Origin of the sequence: Prochlorococcus sp. MIT 0603 (assembly GCF_000760215.1) — a bacterium.
GTDB lineage: Bacteria > Cyanobacteriota > Cyanobacteriia > PCC-6307 > Cyanobiaceae > Prochlorococcus_E.
In genome coordinates this window covers 69633-86264 of the sequence record NZ_JNAW01000003.1, presented here as the reverse complement: position 1 = coordinate 86264, position 16632 = coordinate 69633, and the positions used below count along the sequence as shown (strand labels likewise).

Annotated in this window: 15 protein-coding genes and 2 tRNA genes; 8 read left to right on the top strand and 9 right to left on the bottom strand. The window is 37.8% G+C overall.

Features of this window, described 5'->3' with window-relative positions; all coding sequences use genetic code 11:
* Nucleotides 1-27: 27 nt before the first annotated feature.
* Nucleotides 28-969, bottom strand: a complete 942-nt coding sequence (locus tag EV07_RS06470; RefSeq protein WP_036918586.1) for an RpoD/SigA family RNA polymerase sigma factor — start codon at nt 967-969, stop codon at nt 28-30.
* A gap of 116 nt (nt 970-1085) precedes the next feature.
* A complete protein-coding gene (locus EV07_RS06465) occupies nt 1086-2669 on the bottom strand; it encodes a bifunctional ADP-dependent NAD(P)H-hydrate dehydratase/NAD(P)H-hydrate epimerase (RefSeq protein ID WP_036918583.1) in 1584 nt (527 codons plus the stop codon).
* A 46-nt stretch (nt 2670-2715) separates the two neighbouring features.
* Here EV07_RS06465 and mnmA point away from each other — a divergent pair, with 46 nt between their 5' ends.
* Nucleotides 2716-3939: a tRNA 2-thiouridine(34) synthase MnmA gene (mnmA, locus tag EV07_RS06460; RefSeq protein WP_072013336.1), complete on the top strand. Its 1224-nt coding sequence runs from the start codon at nt 2716-2718 to the stop codon at nt 3937-3939.
* Between the two features lie 2 nt (nt 3940-3941).
* On the opposite strand, the gene EV07_RS06455 is transcribed toward mnmA, so the two are convergent.
* On the bottom strand, nt 3942-5435 hold the full coding sequence (locus EV07_RS06455; protein ID WP_036918581.1) for an apolipoprotein N-acyltransferase: 1494 nt from the start codon (nt 5433-5435) through the stop codon (nt 3942-3944).
* Between the two features lie 108 nt (nt 5436-5543).
* Here EV07_RS06455 and EV07_RS06450 point away from each other — a divergent pair, with 108 nt between their 5' ends.
* The 3 genes from EV07_RS06450 to sodX all read left to right on the top strand — a co-directional run bounded on the left by EV07_RS06450 (nt 5544) and on the right by sodX (nt 7040).
* Entirely contained in the window at nt 5544-6128 is a 585-nt protein-coding gene (locus EV07_RS06450) for an FKBP-type peptidyl-prolyl cis-trans isomerase (RefSeq protein ID WP_036918812.1), read from the top strand.
* Between the two features lie 85 nt (nt 6129-6213).
* Complete coding sequence (gene sodN / locus EV07_RS06445; RefSeq protein WP_036918578.1) at nt 6214-6687, top strand: superoxide dismutase, Ni; 474 nt, start codon at nt 6214-6216, stop codon at nt 6685-6687.
* Between the two features lie 41 nt (nt 6688-6728).
* Nucleotides 6729-7040 carry a nickel-type superoxide dismutase maturation protease gene (gene sodX / locus EV07_RS06440; RefSeq protein WP_081936965.1) on the top strand — a complete coding sequence of 104 codons (312 nt, stop codon included), beginning with the start codon at nt 6729-6731 and terminating at the stop codon, nt 7038-7040.
* Between the two features lies 1 nt (nt 7041).
* On the opposite strand, the gene EV07_RS06435 is transcribed toward sodX, so the two are convergent.
* From EV07_RS06435 to EV07_RS06415, 5 genes are all read right to left on the bottom strand, one after another.
* Nucleotides 7042-7710: a hydantoin utilization protein A gene (locus EV07_RS06435; RefSeq protein WP_036918807.1), complete on the bottom strand. Its 669-nt coding sequence runs from the start codon at nt 7708-7710 to the stop codon at nt 7042-7044.
* A 97-nt stretch (nt 7711-7807) separates the two neighbouring features.
* On the bottom strand, nt 7808-8689 hold the full coding sequence (gene trpC / locus EV07_RS06430) for an indole-3-glycerol phosphate synthase TrpC (protein WP_036918575.1): 882 nt from the start codon (nt 8687-8689) through the stop codon (nt 7808-7810).
* 23 nt (nt 8690-8712) lie between these two features.
* The gene (lpdA, locus tag EV07_RS06425) at nt 8713-10158 is read right to left on the bottom strand and encodes a dihydrolipoyl dehydrogenase (protein WP_036918572.1); all 1446 of its coding nucleotides are present in this window, start codon (nt 10156-10158) and stop codon (nt 8713-8715) included.
* Between the two features lie 15 nt (nt 10159-10173).
* Nucleotides 10174-10992: a TrmH family RNA methyltransferase gene (locus EV07_RS06420; RefSeq protein ID WP_036918805.1), complete on the bottom strand. Its 819-nt coding sequence runs from the start codon at nt 10990-10992 to the stop codon at nt 10174-10176.
* A 150-nt stretch (nt 10993-11142) separates the two neighbouring features.
* A tRNA-Leu gene (locus tag EV07_RS06415) sits at nt 11143-11225 on the bottom strand.
* A 116-nt stretch (nt 11226-11341) separates the two neighbouring features.
* Here EV07_RS06415 and murA point away from each other — a divergent pair.
* The 4 genes from murA to EV07_RS06395 all read left to right on the top strand — a co-directional run bounded on the left by murA (nt 11342) and on the right by EV07_RS06395 (nt 15274).
* The gene (murA, locus tag EV07_RS06410) at nt 11342-12733 is read left to right on the top strand and encodes a UDP-N-acetylglucosamine 1-carboxyvinyltransferase (RefSeq protein ID WP_036918569.1); all 1392 of its coding nucleotides are present in this window, start codon (nt 11342-11344) and stop codon (nt 12731-12733) included.
* 35 nt (nt 12734-12768) lie between these two features.
* Nucleotides 12769-12850: transfer RNA gene (locus EV07_RS06405), tRNA-Leu, on the top strand.
* 8 nt (nt 12851-12858) lie between these two features.
* The gene (locus EV07_RS09425) at nt 12859-14046 is read left to right on the top strand and encodes an aspartate aminotransferase family protein (protein ID WP_072013334.1); all 1188 of its coding nucleotides are present in this window, start codon (nt 12859-12861) and stop codon (nt 14044-14046) included.
* Complete coding sequence (locus EV07_RS06395) at nt 14036-15274, top strand: bifunctional folylpolyglutamate synthase/dihydrofolate synthase (RefSeq protein ID WP_241434015.1); 1239 nt, start codon at nt 14036-14038, stop codon at nt 15272-15274. Before EV07_RS09425 ends, EV07_RS06395 begins: the two co-directional genes overlap by 11 nt.
* On the opposite strand, the gene EV07_RS06390 is transcribed toward EV07_RS06395, so the two are convergent.
* On the bottom strand, nt 15271-16620 hold the full coding sequence (locus EV07_RS06390; protein ID WP_036918801.1) for an FAD-binding oxidoreductase: 1350 nt from the start codon (nt 16618-16620) through the stop codon (nt 15271-15273). The genes EV07_RS06395 and EV07_RS06390 overlap by 4 nt on opposite strands.
* Nucleotides 16621-16632: the final 12 nt, after the last annotated feature.

Below are 16632 nucleotides of genomic sequence, written 5' to 3'. Positions count from 1 at the left end.
CTTTGCAGGGAATCTAGAAATAACTAATTAAATCCCACTTGGAAGCTTTCTAGTCAAATTTCTCAATTTTCTTAGAGATTTTAGTTCAACTTGTCGTACACGTTCTCTTGATACTTCAAGTAATCGTCCAATTTCAGCAAGTGTATGCCTATCATTGCCTTCAAGTCCAAATCTAAGTTTGAGGACATGCTGCTCTTGCTCGCTTAGGTGTGTTAACCATCTGCCAAGTTGCTCTTGATGAATACTTTGTTCAACCTTTTCCAAAGGCTCTTCAGCAGAACCGTCTGCAATTAAATCACCTAAGAAGCTTCGTCCATCATCACCATTTACTGGTGCATCAAGACTGCTAGTTGTAAGTGCTTGACGCAAAATAGAATCAAGTTCTTCAACTTCTATATCCATTTCTTCAGCAATTTCAACTCTATTTGGCATTGCGCCTAACTTATGAGCTAAATCAAGGCTTACTTTTCTAATAGATGCAAGCCTTTCACTTAGATGAACCGGTAAACGAATGGTACGAGATTGACATGCAATAGCTCTAGTCATACTTTGACGAATCCACCAAAATGCATAAGTGGAGAATTTATATCCACGGGTTGGATCGAATTTTTCTACAGCTCTTTCTAATCCAAGCGAACCTTCCTGAACAAGATCCAAGAGCTCTAATCCTTTTCCTTGATATTTTTTTGCGACGCTAACTACAAGACGAAGGTTTGCTTTCATCATTCTTTCCTTTGCTCTTCGACCTATTCGAATTAAGCGGCGTTCATGTGCAGTAAATGTTTTGGTTTTTTCATTAACCATTCCATCTTCGGTCAGGTTCATCATTACCTGAACCTGATTGCCTAGCTCAATTTCCTCGGCTGGTGTCAATAGAGGTACTCTCCCGATAGTGGCTAAATACCAACTAATGGGGTCAGTGCTCCTTCTTTTTTGTGATTCTGCTGGCTTGGGTGCTGTTGAAACCATTTTGATTTTCCCAAACTCGGATAGTTGACTTTCCTACAGAATTTGGAAAAGTGGCCAATGCTTCAAAAAGCCTTCAGATTCTTGCTTTGAAATCTACACATTTCTCTCGAAAAACGTCATTTTAGGCGTCTATATGTATCATTGCGAACATTTTCTACCTGAATGTCATTGAAGGTTTTTTCTAAAGTTTTAGAAATCAAGGCTGCGCTAGTTCCGTCTTCACATGAAGCAGCTGCATAAGCATGAACTAAAACTGAAAAGGCAAATAAATCAAAGCCAATTTTCTGGTCGGAAGATAGTCCTAAAGCTCCAATCCCTGCAACAAAGCCTGCCAATACATCCCCTAATCCAGTTCTTGCTACAAGACCAGAAGTATTTGCCAGTTGCCAAACAGAGCCTCCTGGAGCGGCAATAACACTATGAGCACCTTTTAGCAAAATCCCTACTCTACTTAGATCTGCTGCAATCCTTGCTGCGTTTAGCGGATAATCAATATCTATCTCAGGGAATAAACGACAAAACTCATTTAAATGAGGTGTAATCCATGTCGGACCTTTGCGTTTATGGAACCATTTCCATCCTTCTTGCGAATGTGAAAGCCTGTTTAAACCATCAGCATCAAGTACTAATAATCCTGGGAAATCCTCAAGAGCGGGAGAGAAATCTTCCCACTTTTCATTCGCATAATCTAAGCCTGGTCCAATTAGTAAAGAATCAATTTTATCTAATCTAATTTTGCTTAAACATTTGCCGATATAAATTTCTTTTTCTTCTTTGTCAGAATAACTTTGAAAGACTACTTCAGGTATCAATTTCCAAAGCTGATCACAGATATTTTGTTGCAAAACTGCTTGGATACTTCCAACACCACTTGCAATAGCACCTCTCAATGCAAGTAAAGCAGCACCTCGATACTTTTGGCTGCCTGCACAAATCATCAGACGTCCGCGTTGATATTTATTTGAATTAACAGAAATTGAAGGAAGTTCAAATGAATGAATATCTTTTGGTGAGATTTGTAAAGGTAAAGATTTAGCTAATGATTTGATTGCAATATCTGGAATACCTATATCGATTCTGATTAGGTGCCCTACATAAGGCATCGCAATGTCTTGAAGAAGACCTGTTTTGATAAAGCCTACAGTTAGTGTGTAAGAAGCTTTTGCTGCTCCATTTTTAAAGGGTTTTCCATGATCTGAGCAAATACCAGAAGGGACATCTAAACTTATTAATTCTCTTGGTCTGAGCTCATTTCTTTTTTGGAATAGCAGCCCTATCTCTTTAGGTATTGACTTGGTTTGGCCAAGGCCAAAAAGAGCATCAATCCAAAGAACTTTTTCAGAAGCATCTGGAGGACTTGCTAATTTAGTTATTCCAATAGAAATACAATAAGAAAGATGTTTAGCTGTTAAAGATTTTTTTATTGGAAATGGACACCATAATGAGACATCTACACCTGATAAAAAAAGTTCCCTAGCTAAAACAAGACCATCGCCACCGTTGTGCCCAGGTCCTACTAAAATGACAACACCGTTTTTTATAACTTGTAAATTGTTAAGTATCCAGCTTGTCATTTTCAATCCAACCTTTTCCATTAATGCTTCTACTGGCATTCCACATGAAAAAAGCTGCTCTTCAATCTTTCTCATCTGAGAAGATGAGACAATTAAATGACCAGCGTCAGAGTTAGGCCAAGTCAAAATTTCCCCCTAAATATTTCCAACACTATGAAAAATTAATACAGCTATGACTATTACTAATACAAATATAAAAACTTTATCTAACCAAAAAAAATCAGCAGGAACTCCTGTAAGTAAAGATGTTTTGTCAAGGCTCAAGAAGATGAATGGTGAACATTCTATTGCTGTAGGCCTTTCTGGTGGTGTTGACAGTTCATTAACAGCGGCACTCCTTGTTGAAGCAGGTTGGAAGGTTGAAGGATTAACACTTTGGTTAATGACTGGGAAAGGATCTTGCTGCACCGATGGTCTTATCGATGCAGCAGGAATCTGTAAGCAACTTGGAATACCACATCATGTAGTTGATGCTAGAAAAACTTTTCAAAAGGAGGTTATTGAATCTTTGGTTAAAGGATATCAATCAGGAATTACGCCATTGCCATGTTCAAAATGCAATCGATTTGTAAAGTTCTCACCAATGCTGGATTGGGCTACAAAAAATTTAGGATTAAAACGCCTTGCAACAGGCCACTATGCACGAATAAGGCACGTAGAACAACAACGCTCCAAAAGAATAACGTCTAAAAGTTCTGCAGCTCCTCGTCATCAGCTCTTAAGAGGTTTAGATGAAACAAAAGACCAAAGTTATTTTCTTTATGACCTTTCCCAGGAAATTCTTGAAAAAGTAGTTTTTCCTCTAGGGGAACTTAAGAAATCAGATACAAGGAAAGAAGCTATAAATATGGATTTAAGGACTGCTTCTAAGCCTGAGAGTCAAGATCTATGTCTTGTGGAGCATCATGGCTCCATGAAGGCTTTTTTAGATTCTTATCTGCCACCAAGGAAAGGGCAAATAGTTTTGCAAGATGGCCAAGTATTGGGGGAGCATAATGGTATTGAGCATTTCACCATTGGGCAGAGAAAAGGCTTGGGAATAGCTTGGGAAGAACCACTTCATGTCATAGAGCTTCAATCCTCTTCGAATCGAGTAATAGTTGCGCCACGGTCAAAGGCAAGCAAATCTGAATGTACTGTTGGTGAAATTAATTGGTTATCAATTAACCCCCCCAATAATTCAATGCAAGTAGAAGTCCAATTACGCTATAGGAGTAAACCTGTAATGGCTAAACTTTCACCACTTGAACCAACAAAAAAAGATATAGAAAATGAACGCCCTCATCGTTGTAAATTAAATTTTGCCTCAGCTCAGTTTTCTATAACACCAGGCCAAGCTGCAGTTTTTTATGAGGGAGAAATACTTCTTGGAGGCGGTCTTATCCAGAGTGAATAAAGTTAACCGACATACTCACTTTTCTCCTTTAATCTAGTAATTTCAAAAATAGCAACTATCAGACCAAATATCATTGGTAGCTCTCCCCATCGGCTATATCCACTTATTTGATTGGAAAAACTTACTTCCACTGTCCCAACACCTTTAATGAACGGAACAACAACTTGCTTTACTTGTCCAGAGCTATTAATTAATGAAGTTGGCCCTGTATTTGCAACACTAATTACATCTCTAGCAAGTTCAATACCCCTTAATTGAGCCAATGATATGAATTGTTTTTGAAGAGAGATTGGATAGGGGTCGAGATTTGCAATAGATAAAATCCATTGAGCACCTTTATTTGCAGCTTTAGCTAAAGATTTTCCATCACTCAATTCATAACAAATTGCTACGCCTGCAGGTGGCCCTTCCCACTTAAGAAACCTTGAAGATTGACCTGGGTCAAGTCCTCCCACTAAAGAAAGACCTTTAAAAGCAAAACTAGGAAGTTTAGGGATCCATTCCCCTAAAGGGACTAATCGATATTTATCAATTGCTTCATTAAAGCTAGAGCTGCCTGTGTTGAATACAAGTAATGAACTCCTCTGCTTGCCATCAACCCATCTAAAACCTCCTGAGAGAAAAGGTATTACTGCAGGTGACAATAGAGTTTGATCAGCTAAGAGCGTCCCCTCTGGAGCAACCAACCATTCTGAACCTGTTTTTTTTGCTTCATTTAAAGCATCGTCGATTGCGGTGGGAAGATCTTTCAAATGAGAACTAGAAAATTTTTCTTTTATTGGCACATTTGTTTGCCATAGAGCAATACGCTTTGTGAATGAATAATTATTGATTGAGATAAGACTCCAACCAAGATAGTGAGAAATTACTAGAACAAAAACGCCCCAAGTAAATAAGCGTAAAATTGAGTGCCTTTTTTTTAATGCAAGCGCGATTTGCCAAATCCACCAGCCTAAGAGTAATTGCAAGGCGGTTAGCCCCCCTGCTCCAAACCACCTAGCTAAACCAGCTAGCCACCTGTCTTGAGGCAATAAACTTGAACTGATTCCAAATAAAAACAAAGGACTTTTTGCTAGAAGAACTTCTGAAAGACCCCAAATTAATGACAAAGCAAAAGCAACCAAGAATTGATTCTTTAGAGATGAATGATCACTTCTCTTGAAAAAAGTTGATCTGCCAAGCAAACACCAACATTCGATAAGTAATCCACCCCAAAAACTACATATAGACCATAAGAAAATTGTTATAGGAAGGCTTAAAATATTCGGTACCCCTATCCAACTCAATGGATGGAGGCTTAAAAGCCATCGATGGCTGATAAGAGTAGCAATACTGCCCCAAAGGAATCCTGCGAATGGATGTTCTTTAGAAGACCAGAGCAAAGCAATTGCTGGCAAAGTAAAAAGAACCCACCCTTCTGAAAGTCCTATTCCAGAAAAAATACCACCACAAATTCCTATTAAAAAGACGATATACTTCTGGCGACTTATGATCATTGTTTAATCAATAAATGAATACTTATATGATTTTCATTGTTTCAAAAAACAAATAAGTTTTAATTCAATTATTCTGAAAGAATTAATATCACTGAATTGTTAATTCCTGTGAAAGAAATCTTCATTAGCTTTTCAATTTTTCTGGCTTGCATAATTGTCGCTGTTGCTAGTCAGATCATTTCCCCATCAGTTGTTACCGCTGAAAGTCAATTTTCAACAGCTTTTGAGGTTAAAGTTGAAGAAGCACAAGCAGTAAATAATCCTCTGGAATTAGACCCAGACGAGCCTAACCCTTCTCTTTTTACTATGGCAAGCAACTCAAAATCTGCGAGTGATTCTCTCGGAGGTTCTATTACTACAAAATCAACTCCATCAGGATTAAGGATTACTGATCTTGTAATTGGTAATGGAGAAGCAGCATCAGCTGGCAAAAATGTCTCGGTTAACTATAAAGGCACGCTAGAGAGTGGAAAGGAATTTGATAGTAGTTATGGAAGAGGACCTTTTACTTTTGCACTTGGATCAGGGCAAGTGATAAAAGGATGGGATGAAGGGGTGATTGGTATGCAAGTCGGTGGAAAGAGGGAATTGATTATCCCACCTTCTTTGGGATATGGAGAAAGGGGTGCTGGTGGAGTAATACCTCCTAATGCAACATTGATATTTGAAATTGAGTTGTTAAGCGTTAAATAGAAATACTTCTGTTGAATAAATCATAAATTACTCATTATTTGTGTTGGGGAAGTAATGTATTGGAAGAGTTTTTATTTGATACCAAATGTTGCGATCGGCTATCTCATCATTTCTCAACAGGCTTCCAGCCCAAAAAGTACATGCACATTGCGATGGGCCTTGTGGTGTGTACGATCCTGCATCGGCCCGAATTGCGGCTGAAGCAGTACTTTCTATGACTAAAAAACTTATTGCTTTAGTCCCTCCAGAAGGAAATGATGCAGCAGCTTGGGCTGTTTATAACAATACTTTTTCTAGATTTGTTGCTGTAAAAGAAGAACAAGCCCAAGAAACTAAGAAGGAACTTCTAATTCTTTGGACAGACTATTTCAAGCCTGAGCACCTTGCTTCTTTCCCAGATCTTCATGATACTTTTTGGAAAGCAGCAAAGCTTTGTAGTGCATGTAAGGTGAATGTTGACCAGCAGAAAGCTGAGGAACTAATGAATGCCGTCGAGGTAATTCATAATATTTTCTGGAAATCCAAAGGTCGTTCAGATTCTTGGGTTACAGCAAGCTAGAGAAAGTTTAAAAAAACATCCTTTTAACTTTAATTCGCTTATTGATTGGCTCTCGACGATATTGTCGTGTAGTTGGAGACTCTATGACTCCCACCTTAAAAGAAGGTGATCTGATAATTTACAAGCCATTCAAATATTCAGAAGATATCCTTCTTGAAGGTTTGCTAGTGGTTTTAGAACACCCTTTGAAAACGGGAGTGCTAATTGTAAAACGAATTTATAAAATCGATTCTGGAAAATTAGAAATCCTTGGTGATAATAAATCAAGTAGTACAGATAGCAGACAATTTGGACAAATTAGGAAAGAACAAATACAAGGGATTGTTGAAAAAATAATTCCCAGACGTGTTTAGCTCAAAAAATATAAATAGATGTTTTATGAATCCAGAAAAAACCTGTACAAACTGAAAGTGTTCCTGTCAATCCAAAAAGAAAAGGTATGGCTTTTTTTCCTGCTTTTAATGTTGCTAGAGACATTATAGAAACCACTGCTCCCATTGCTAAAACAGAGCCTAAAAGATAAGACACTAAATACAAGAAAGCTCCGAATGAAGGTAATGCCAAAGCAGGTATTGCTGCTAATAAATGACTTGCTCCTGCCATGCCATGGAGCAAGCCTAAACTTGTTGAAGTATGTGAGTGCTTATTATGTTTTTCCCTTCCTCTTAGATGGATATGAAGGTGCTGGTGCTTTTGACCATCCCCATGATTGTGATTATGTGTATGTATATTTAGACCTAAAGAAGCTTTGATAGTAAAAACGCCAACTATTAAAAGAAAAACCCCTACACTTAATTCAGCCAAACCAGACATCCTTTCTATCTGAACTAGATCTTTAACTAATATTCCTATGCAAGATAAGATTAGGACGCCTGCCGAGTGACCCACTCCCCAGGCAAAACCATTCTTAATTGCCAATCTTGGTTGTTTTAAGGCAGCTGGTGCCATTGCGATTAAATGGTCAGGACCTCCAACTACGTGAACAGCTCCAGCAATAAAACCAGTAAGGATGCTAAAAAGCATTTCATTCATTAACTTTGATAAGTCTGCCTCATGAACAAACTATTTGTGTTATTTCTTTCTGGAAAAAACACTATTTAAAGAGAAGGTTTTCAAATTACTATCCAATCAAGTTTTTCAAAGCAGCAGTGAGATCATTTTGTTTTATCAGAGACTCCCCAATTAAAACAGCTTTAGCACCAAAGGAAGAAACTTTTTCTAAATCTTCCCGTGTAAATAAACCTGATTCACTTACTAATAGGATATTCTGTTCTTTGAAAATAGAAGAATATTTTTTAGATAATTCTTCAGTAATAGATATGTCAGTCTCAAATGTTTTTAAATTTCTATTATTGATACCTATCAAAGGAAAGTCACCAAGTCGCATAATCCTCTGCAATTCTTTTTCATCATGAACCTCGACTAATATTGACAGGCCAAGGTTATATGCAATTTTTTTTAAATAACTCAGATCTTGATCAGAAAGTATAGCCGCAATCAATAACACTGCATCTGCCCCGGCCATTCTTGCTTGATAGATTTGATAAGGGTGGATGATGAAGTCCTTGCATAGTAAGGGGAGATCTGTATTTTTACGAACCTCTTTCAGTACATCGAACCCTCCTTGAAAAAAAGTTTTGTCTGTTAGTACTGATAGACATGTTGCCCCTCCTTTTTGATAGGCAATTGCTATTTCACTTGGGTAGAAGTTTTTTCTAAGGATGCCTCTACTTGGACTTGCTTTTTTAATCTCAGCTATTACAGCAGGTGATTTAACAGAATTTTTTAAGTGCTTGAGAAAATCTTTGGGATGAGGTAAGTTTTCGGTTTTTCTTATTAACTCTGATAACGGTACTCTTTCCCTAGCAATACTTACTTCCCTATCTTTTTCCCAAACAATTTTTTCAAGTATATTTTTCGGTTCTGAGTCTTTATGCGGAATTGCATATTCAAGATTTTCTACTTGAACTTTTGGGTTTGGTGGACGACGGCGAATCTCCATCTGAAAGATTTGAAAAATTAAATTTAAGAGCTTGTTAATTGCTGAGCAGCTTGTTTGTAAGCAACTTCAACTACTTCACTCAGGGTGGGGTGAGTATGGACTTCTAAGGATAAGTCAACTACATTTTGCTTTCTAGACAGTGCATTAGCTACCTCTTGTATCAAATCAGCTGCATGTAACCCATATATATGGGCCCCAAGGACTTCACCAGTGTCTTTTCTGAAAAGTAGTTTCATTAATCCATCACTCTCTAATTCAGCCAAGGCTTTTGAATTCGCTTTGAAATAACTACGGACAATTCCCAATTCAAATCCTTCCTTACTAGATTCTTCCTTTGCTTCAGTCTCGGAAAAGCCTACTGAGCTTATTTCTGGATGGGTGAAAGTTGCAGCTGGAATACTTTTATAGTCAATCTCTCGATGATTTCCAAGAATATTTTCAACAGCAATAGTCCCTTGTGCAGCAGCAGTATGGGCTAGCATTAACTTCCCAGTTACATCTCCAACAGCCCAAAGATTCGGCAAAGGCTGCCCTTTTACTAGAACCCTCATTGATTCATCAATTGGAATAAAGCCTCTATTTGTTTCAACAGATACAGACTTCAAATTTAAATTTTTACTGCTGGGAACTCTTCCCGTTGCAACAAGAACAGCATCAACTTCTAATTCTTCAACCATTTCTCGCGTATTAATGTCAGAAAGTTCAATTTTCACCGGACATCCAGGGGAAACTTTGCTGGCAAGAACATTTGCTTTAGCATCAATATCTCTTCCTTCGATTAGCTTGCGAGAAGCCATCTTTGCAATGTCGGGATCAAATGTAGGCATTACTCTCTCTAATGCCTCAATCATCGTGACTTCACACCCCAAAGCAGTGTAAATATCCGCAAATTCTAGTCCTATGTAACCACTGCCAATGATTGCTATCCATCGTGGAAGCCACTCAAGACTTACAGCTTCATCACTTGTAAAGACTGTTCGACTATCAATCTCAATCCCAGGTGGTACAAATGGATCCGAACCAGTAGCTATTATCACATCCTTGGCGGATAAAATACGATCAACCCCGTTATTCTCTCTTAAGCCAACTCTCTGATGGCCTTCTAATCGCCCTTGGCCTCGCAAAATACTAACACCAGACCTCTCAAGTGCTTTGGTTAAATTGTCTCTAACATTAGAAACCAAATTATTTGCATGATCTGCTATCTTTTGCCGTTCAAAACGAATAGGCGCTGCATGAATACCAAGCTTTGATAAATGATCTTTGTCTGCGAGATCACGAACTTTTCCACTAGCAGCCAATAATGCCTTGGAAGGGACACATCCTCTGTTTACGCAAGTCCCTCCCATCTCTCTGGATTCAATAATCCCCACTTTCAACCCATGCGCGGCAGCATGCTTTGCGGCGTCAAACCCCCCATAGCCTGCTCCAAGGACAATCAAATCAAAATCGAAATTTGTTTTGCTCACCTTTCTAATTTGATACTAAGAGGTCATTTTGGTGCGCAACCTTTCTAGCAGTAGAGGAACGGCGGCAGATGCAACATTGAGAGACTCAACAATTTCATTATGAGGCAAAGTTACTGCATGAGTGCAGCAATCTTGGATCCTTGGATGAAGCCCTGCTCCTTCGTTCCCTAAAACTAATACAGTTGGCCTGTCCCAATCTATCTCCCAATAAGGCAAGATTCTTTTATTGATACAAGAACTAGGCTTATAAGCGCCTACCACTTGGAACCCTTTTGTTATAGCGCCTTTTAATTTAGAAGAAAGTTGTTCCAGAGCATTTTCTTCAGATACCCCCAGGCGCTTAAAAGGTAGATGGATTAGAGCTCCTGCAGAAGATCTTAGAACCTTTTGACTTAAAGGATCAGCACCCATGGCAATCCAAATAATTTCAATTTCAGCTGCTAGTGCAGTACGAAATAATGTACCTAAGTTCCCTGGATCTTGTATTCGATCCAGAGCTAAAATAAATTCAGCTTCTTTCTTTAATTTAGGTAGTGAATATAAAGGCAAAAGAGATGCAATGCCATCAGGTGAAACTGTTGAAAGGGATTCTCTTAGAACTAATTGAGTAACCAAATGCAATTCAATTTCATTTGGAATTTTGTTGAATATTTCTTTATTCTTTTCAATCCATTCTGGTGTGGTAATGATTTCAGATGGAATTAAATCAGCTTTCAGGGCTTCACATAAGAGATTAGTGCCTTCAAGTAACAACATTGAAGCTTTAGAGCGTCCTTTAGCGCTTGAAAGAGATCTTAAGCGCTTTACCAAAGGGTTTCGTCGACTAGAGATCAATGGAAAGTTTGTTTGATTGATTTTCACTTCTCCCAACTCTTCAAGATTTTCTTCATTGATCAAGGAAATCTTGATTGTCTTCTTAAGGTTGTTCTAGCATCTAAACCATAAATTCTCTATTGATTTTAGAGAAAACACTTGAAAATTAAATGCGGATGGGGAGATTTGAACTCCCAAAGCACTAAGCCACATGTACCTGAAACATGCGCGTCTACCAATTCCGCCACATCCGCAAAAAAAGCATTTTTCAGTAGAACATAAGAAATTAAAAATTGAGGGACTATTTCATTTATTCAGAAGTGTTCTAATTACCTTGTCATTGAGAGGAATAGATGATTTCATTTAATGTATGCATAACGTCGCAAGATTGAAATCAGAAGATAGTCTTTTAACACATTTTAAGGTTAAAGGAGGTCAAGCGTTATCAGGGCATATAGAAGCTAGTGGTGCAAAAAATTCGTCTTTAGTTTTAATGGCAGCATCTCTTCTTACTGAAGAGGTCCTGACTCTAAGCAATGTGCCTAGACTTACTGATATACAAGTCATGTCTGACCTTCTTTACTCAATGGGGGTAAGGCTGGTAAGGAAGGATTCTTATATGGAAATAAGTTCAAGTGGCGTAAAAAATTTGAAAAATAATCTGCCCTATGAATTAGTTAATGGACTGCGAGCCAGCTTTTTTTGCATTGGCCCTCTTCTTGCAAAGCTTGGTGAAGTAAAAATGCCATTGCCTGGGGGTTGCAGAATAGGCTCAAGACCTATAGATGAACATATTGAAGGATTAAGAGCTTTAGGTGCTGATGTGAAAATTGAAAATAATCATGTTTTAGCAACTACTATTAATCCTCAAAAAAGATTAATTGGAGCAAAAATAAAATTCAACTGCAAAAGCGTTGGCGCTACTGAAACTATCTTAATGGCAGCAACACTTGCCAAAGGGATAACTATTCTTGAGAATGCCGCGCAAGAGCCAGAAATTCAAGATTTAGCAAAAATGTTGAATAAGATGGGTGCAAAGATAGAAGGAGCTGGAACCGATACTGTAATTATTGAAGGAGTTGAAACTTTAAGAGGTTGTAGTCATAGCGTTATACCAGATCGTATTGAGATAGGTACATTCATGATTGCTGCAGCAATTAGCAGATGTTCATTAACAATTTCCCCTGTTATACCCGAGCATCTTGCATCAGTTATTTTAAAATTACAAGAATGTGGCTGTTTAATTGAACAATCAGGCCAAACCCTAAAAATCATTCCTGGTAAAAACATTAAAGCGGTAGATATTGTAACGATGCCATTCCCAGGATTTCCTACTGATCTTCAGGCTCCTTTTATGGCGCTTATGACTACGGCTAATGGGACATCACGAATTCAAGAAACAGTGTTTGAAAGTCGAATGCAGCATGTTGAAGAATTTCAAAAGATGGGTGCTCAAATAATGCAGCAAGATAACACTGCTTTTGTTAAAGGACCTAAAGAATTAACTTCCAACTCTGTGCGAGGAGGAGACTTAAGGTCTTGTGCTGCAATGGTATTAGCTAGTCTTGTTGCAAAGGGCACTAGCTCTATCCAAGGTTTAGACTATCTTGATAGGGGGTATGAAAAATTTGAAGAGAAGCTTCGTTCTATAGGAGCAATTGTCTCAAGAATCACTGTTTTTGATGGACAAGAATCATTTAAAGGGAATACAAAAAAAAGCGATGACAAACAGAATTATTATTCTGGTACCGAAGTGGCATAAAATTTATACTGATAACTGACATTAAACACAATTAAGGGAGCGTGGTGGAATTGGTAGACGCACCGCACTCAAAATGCGGCACCTTCGGGTTTGTCGGTTCAAGTCCGACCGCTCCCACTTGTTTAATGAATACTTATCAGCGCCTTCCTCTAAGATTGGTTAGAGGAAAGGGCTGTTGGGTCTGGGATGAAAAAGGCAATAGATACTTAGATGCTGTTGCTGGAATTGCTTCGTGCAGCCTTGGCCATAGTGATAAGAAATTACGCGCAGTTTTAAACAAGCAACTTACTAAAATTCAGCATATTTCAAATATTTTTCATATATGTGAGCAGGAAGAACTAGCTCAATGGCTAGTTAATAACAGTTGTGGAGATAGCGTATTTTTTTGTAATAGTGGTGCAGAAGCAAATGAAGCAGCAATAAAGTTGGCCCGCAAATATGGGCATGTAAAAAGAGGGATTGAATGTCCAATTATTCTATCTGCTAAATCTAGTTTTCATGGGAGAACCCTTGCAGCATTAAGTGCTACTGGTCAAACAAAATACCAGAAAAACTTTGAACCTTTAGTTGAAGGGTTTGAATTCTTTTTATTTAATAATTCAAACTCATTAGAACAATTAAAAAATAAGTTAGAAAAGGATATTCCTAGAATTTGTGCTGTTTTAATAGAACCGATTCAAGGGGAAGGTGGTATACATGCTGGGAATAAAACTTTCTTTAAATACTTAAGAGACTTTTGTTCTGAAAATAATATTTTGTTGATTTTTGATGAGGTTCAATCAGGAATGGGAAGGACTGGGGAATTGTGGGGGTATGAGCATTTAGGGGTAGAGCCAGATATCTTTACACTTGCAAAAGGATTAGGTGGAGGTCATGCAATTGGAGCTTTGGTTGCAAAACAGACTGCGAATATATTTGAGCCAGGAGATCATGCAAGTACTTTTGGAGGCAATCCTTTTGCCTGTAAGGCGGCTTTAACTGTGGGGAGAGAAATAGAAAATAGAAAACTTTTAGGGAAAATTAAATCTAGAGGGCAAGAAATCAGAGAAGGCCTTTTAAGAATTATTAGTAATTATCCAGATCACTTTGTTGAGGCTAGAGGTCTTGGACTAATGCAAGGTTTGGAAATCAAAGAAGAGAGTTGCTTAACTTCTAAAAGCATTGTGAAAAAGTCCATTGAGGAAGGATTGATTCTTATTGGAGCAGGACCAAAAGTAGTTAGGATTGTCCCGCCTTTGATTATTACTAAGAAGCAAGTTAATTATCTCTTAAAGCAACTGAATAAGAGCATAGAGAAATTAATTGAGACTTAGTAACTCCCAGAATAATGAAGGCTTTAAAGATTTAATTCCTTCATTTAAATCCGAAGGAATGAAACTTGGTCTTGGTAGAATCCAAAAAGTAATTCATAGAATGGGGAATCCTTGTGAAGGAATTCCTGCGATTCAAATTGTAGGTACTAATGGGAAAGGATCAATTGCATGTTTTCTTGAAAGCGCTCTTGTAAAAGCAGGTATCAAGACCGGTTGTACAACATCTCCACATTTAATTAATTGGTGTGAAAGAATTAGAATAGATGGGACAATGATTTCTGAAGAAAAGTTTTGCGAATCTATTAAAACTATTAAGTCTCTTTCTCAATTAGATCAATTAACCCCATTTGAACTTGTAATAGCTTCAGCTTTTAAATATTTTTCGACGAATCAGGTGAAAATAATGATTTTAGAAGCAGGTCTAGGTGGAAGGTTGGATGCAACGACAGTTCATTCTTATCGACCTTTAATTGCCATGGCCGGGATAGGGTTAGACCATTGCGAACACCTTGGGAAAAATATAAAAGAAATTACAAAAGAAAAAGCTGCAGTAATATCTCCAGGTTGCACAGTAATTAGTTCTAAGCAAAGTACAGAAGTGACAAAGATTCTTGAAGAAGTTGTAGAGACAAATAATGCAAAGATTGTTTGGGTTGAACCTTTGTGCGAAAAATGGAATCTAGGAATTGATGGAGACATACAACGGCAAAATGCATCTATTGCAAAGGCACTGTTAGAAGAATTGCCAAAAATTGGTTTGGAGATAAATATTCATCAGATAAAAGAAGGTTTTGCATCAGCAAATTGGCCAGGGAGACTGCAAAAGACAACATGGAAAAATCTCCCTTTAATTTTAGATGGTGCTCATAATTCTCATGCGATTAAACAATTAGCTAAAGAGCGTTCCAATTGGTCTCAAAAAGATGCCTGTATTAATTGGATTATTGGGATACAAAAGCAAAAGGATGCAGAAACAATGCTGCGATATTTGTTAAAGGAAAATGATATTGCATGGGTTGTCCCCGTTCCGAATCATGAAAGTTGGAAGAAAGATGATTTTGTAAATGTAGGCTCTGATTTTTTCTATCAACTTCGAGAATCAGAAGGAGTAGAAGAAGTTTTAGAAATCTTTAGATCAAGAAATAGATGGCCTTCGCCTTCTCCTGTTGTAACAGGCTCGCTTTATTTAATTGGTCACCTACTACAAACTATTTATAAGCAACCTTAAGTAAATTGTTGCCAACCTCTTAATTTACCTGGGTTAAGTATTCCTTGAGGATCATATTGTTTTTTTGCTTGAACTTGATCAGAATCAATTACACCAAGACCTCCATCTTCAACAGTAATGACATGGGGATTAAATAAAACTGCTCCAGCTTCTTTGCAATCCTTCATTAAACTTTCTAGTTTTTTCTGTCCTTGCCATTGGATTAAAGGTAAGGCCGCAATTCGCTGAACTCCTTGTTGTCTAACTCCTTCTAAATGCCACAAAATATTGTCACCCCATTTGGCATTAATAGCATTAATTGCATTGATTTCAGGTTGAGGTAGGAGCATTTGAAGATATGTGAGATTTGAGTCTATTGATCTCATATGCATGGTCGTATGGTTCCATGAGAGTTCTCTTAATCCATTTCCTTCTTTCTCTTTTTCAGGACCTAAATTATAAAAATCAGCACCAGCCTTTTGCGAAATTCTTTCTAAAGTAGTTATCCCATTGGGAGAAACTAAAAGTAGTAATCGATGTTTGCCGCGTGGTTCACCACTCCATGAGGGGATATGCTCAATAATCTTTTTATCTAAAAGAGTACATAAAAACAAATCAACTGCTGCTTGAGTAGAGCTTAGAAGAATTTCCATGGCTTTCGAAAAGCTATTGCAATCAATTGCTATTTCATGCCAATCAATTGCAATACAAGTGGAAAGTTTTAAGGCAGTAATAATCCCATTTGTTCCATATGCATGATTAATTGCTTCTGCTGAACTTGCATCTAGTTGAATTTTTCTTGAACATTTTTCTAGCGTTACAATTTCAAGAGCAAGCAAATGTCCAGGGTCTCGTAGGAAGCCCCAGCGGACAGACCCTATGCCACCAGAACCACCCGCAATGAAACCTGCAACAGAAGCAGTTCGACAAGTACTTGGCATTAATTTCAGATGTCGCCCCTTATTAAGTAGATATTTATTTAATTCCCCAAGCAAACACCCTGCCTCTACAGTTACATCTCCAGTCGATGAATCAAAATTACGGATTTTATTTATAGAAGTCATTAGCATTACAACTCCTCCATTAATAGGCACACATTGACCGTAATTCCCTGTTCCTGAACCCCGTAAGGTCAATGGGACTTTATATCTTTGACAGAGTTCTGCTACTGAAACTATTGCATTTGCTGAGAGTGGTTTTACTACTAGATCAGCACAGCATTCATGAAGTAGTTCTTTAAGTACAGGTGAATAATCAAAGAAATCTCGAGAATATCTTTTGCGTTCTGAAGACTTGAAGAAAATCTCCAAAGATTGAAGACTCTTTATGTCTTTTAAAAAAGAATGAAAACTTGAATCCTTTCTCATGGGATAAAGAGA

What these genes read in the sequence shown, in the direction of transcription:
- EV07_RS06470 (WP_036918586.1), bottom strand. Translation starts at nt 969, where the DNA reads ATGGTTTCAACAGCACCCAAGCCAGCAGAATCACAAAAAAGAAGGAGC.
- mnmA (WP_072013336.1), top strand. Translation starts at nt 2,716, where the DNA reads ATGACTATTACTAATACAAATATAAAAACTTTATCTAACCAAAAAAAA.
- EV07_RS06455 (WP_036918581.1), bottom strand. Translation starts at nt 5,435, where the DNA reads ATGATCATAAGTCGCCAGAAGTATATCGTCTTTTTAATAGGAATTTGT.
- sodN (WP_036918578.1), top strand. Translation starts at nt 6,214, where the DNA reads ATGTTGCGATCGGCTATCTCATCATTTCTCAACAGGCTTCCAGCCCAA.
- EV07_RS06435 (WP_036918807.1), bottom strand. Translation starts at nt 7,710, where the DNA reads ATGCTTTTTAGCATCCTTACTGGTTTTATTGCTGGAGCTGTTCACGTA.
- trpC (WP_036918575.1), bottom strand. Translation starts at nt 8,689, where the DNA reads ATGGAGATTCGCCGTCGTCCACCAAACCCAAAAGTTCAAGTAGAAAAT.
- murA (WP_036918569.1), top strand. Translation starts at nt 11,342, where the DNA reads ATGCATAACGTCGCAAGATTGAAATCAGAAGATAGTCTTTTAACACAT.
- EV07_RS09425 (WP_072013334.1), top strand. Translation starts at nt 12,859, where the DNA reads ATGAATACTTATCAGCGCCTTCCTCTAAGATTGGTTAGAGGAAAGGGC.
- EV07_RS06390 (WP_036918801.1), bottom strand. Translation starts at nt 16,620, where the DNA reads ATGAGAAAGGATTCAAGTTTTCATTCTTTTTTAAAAGACATAAAGAGT.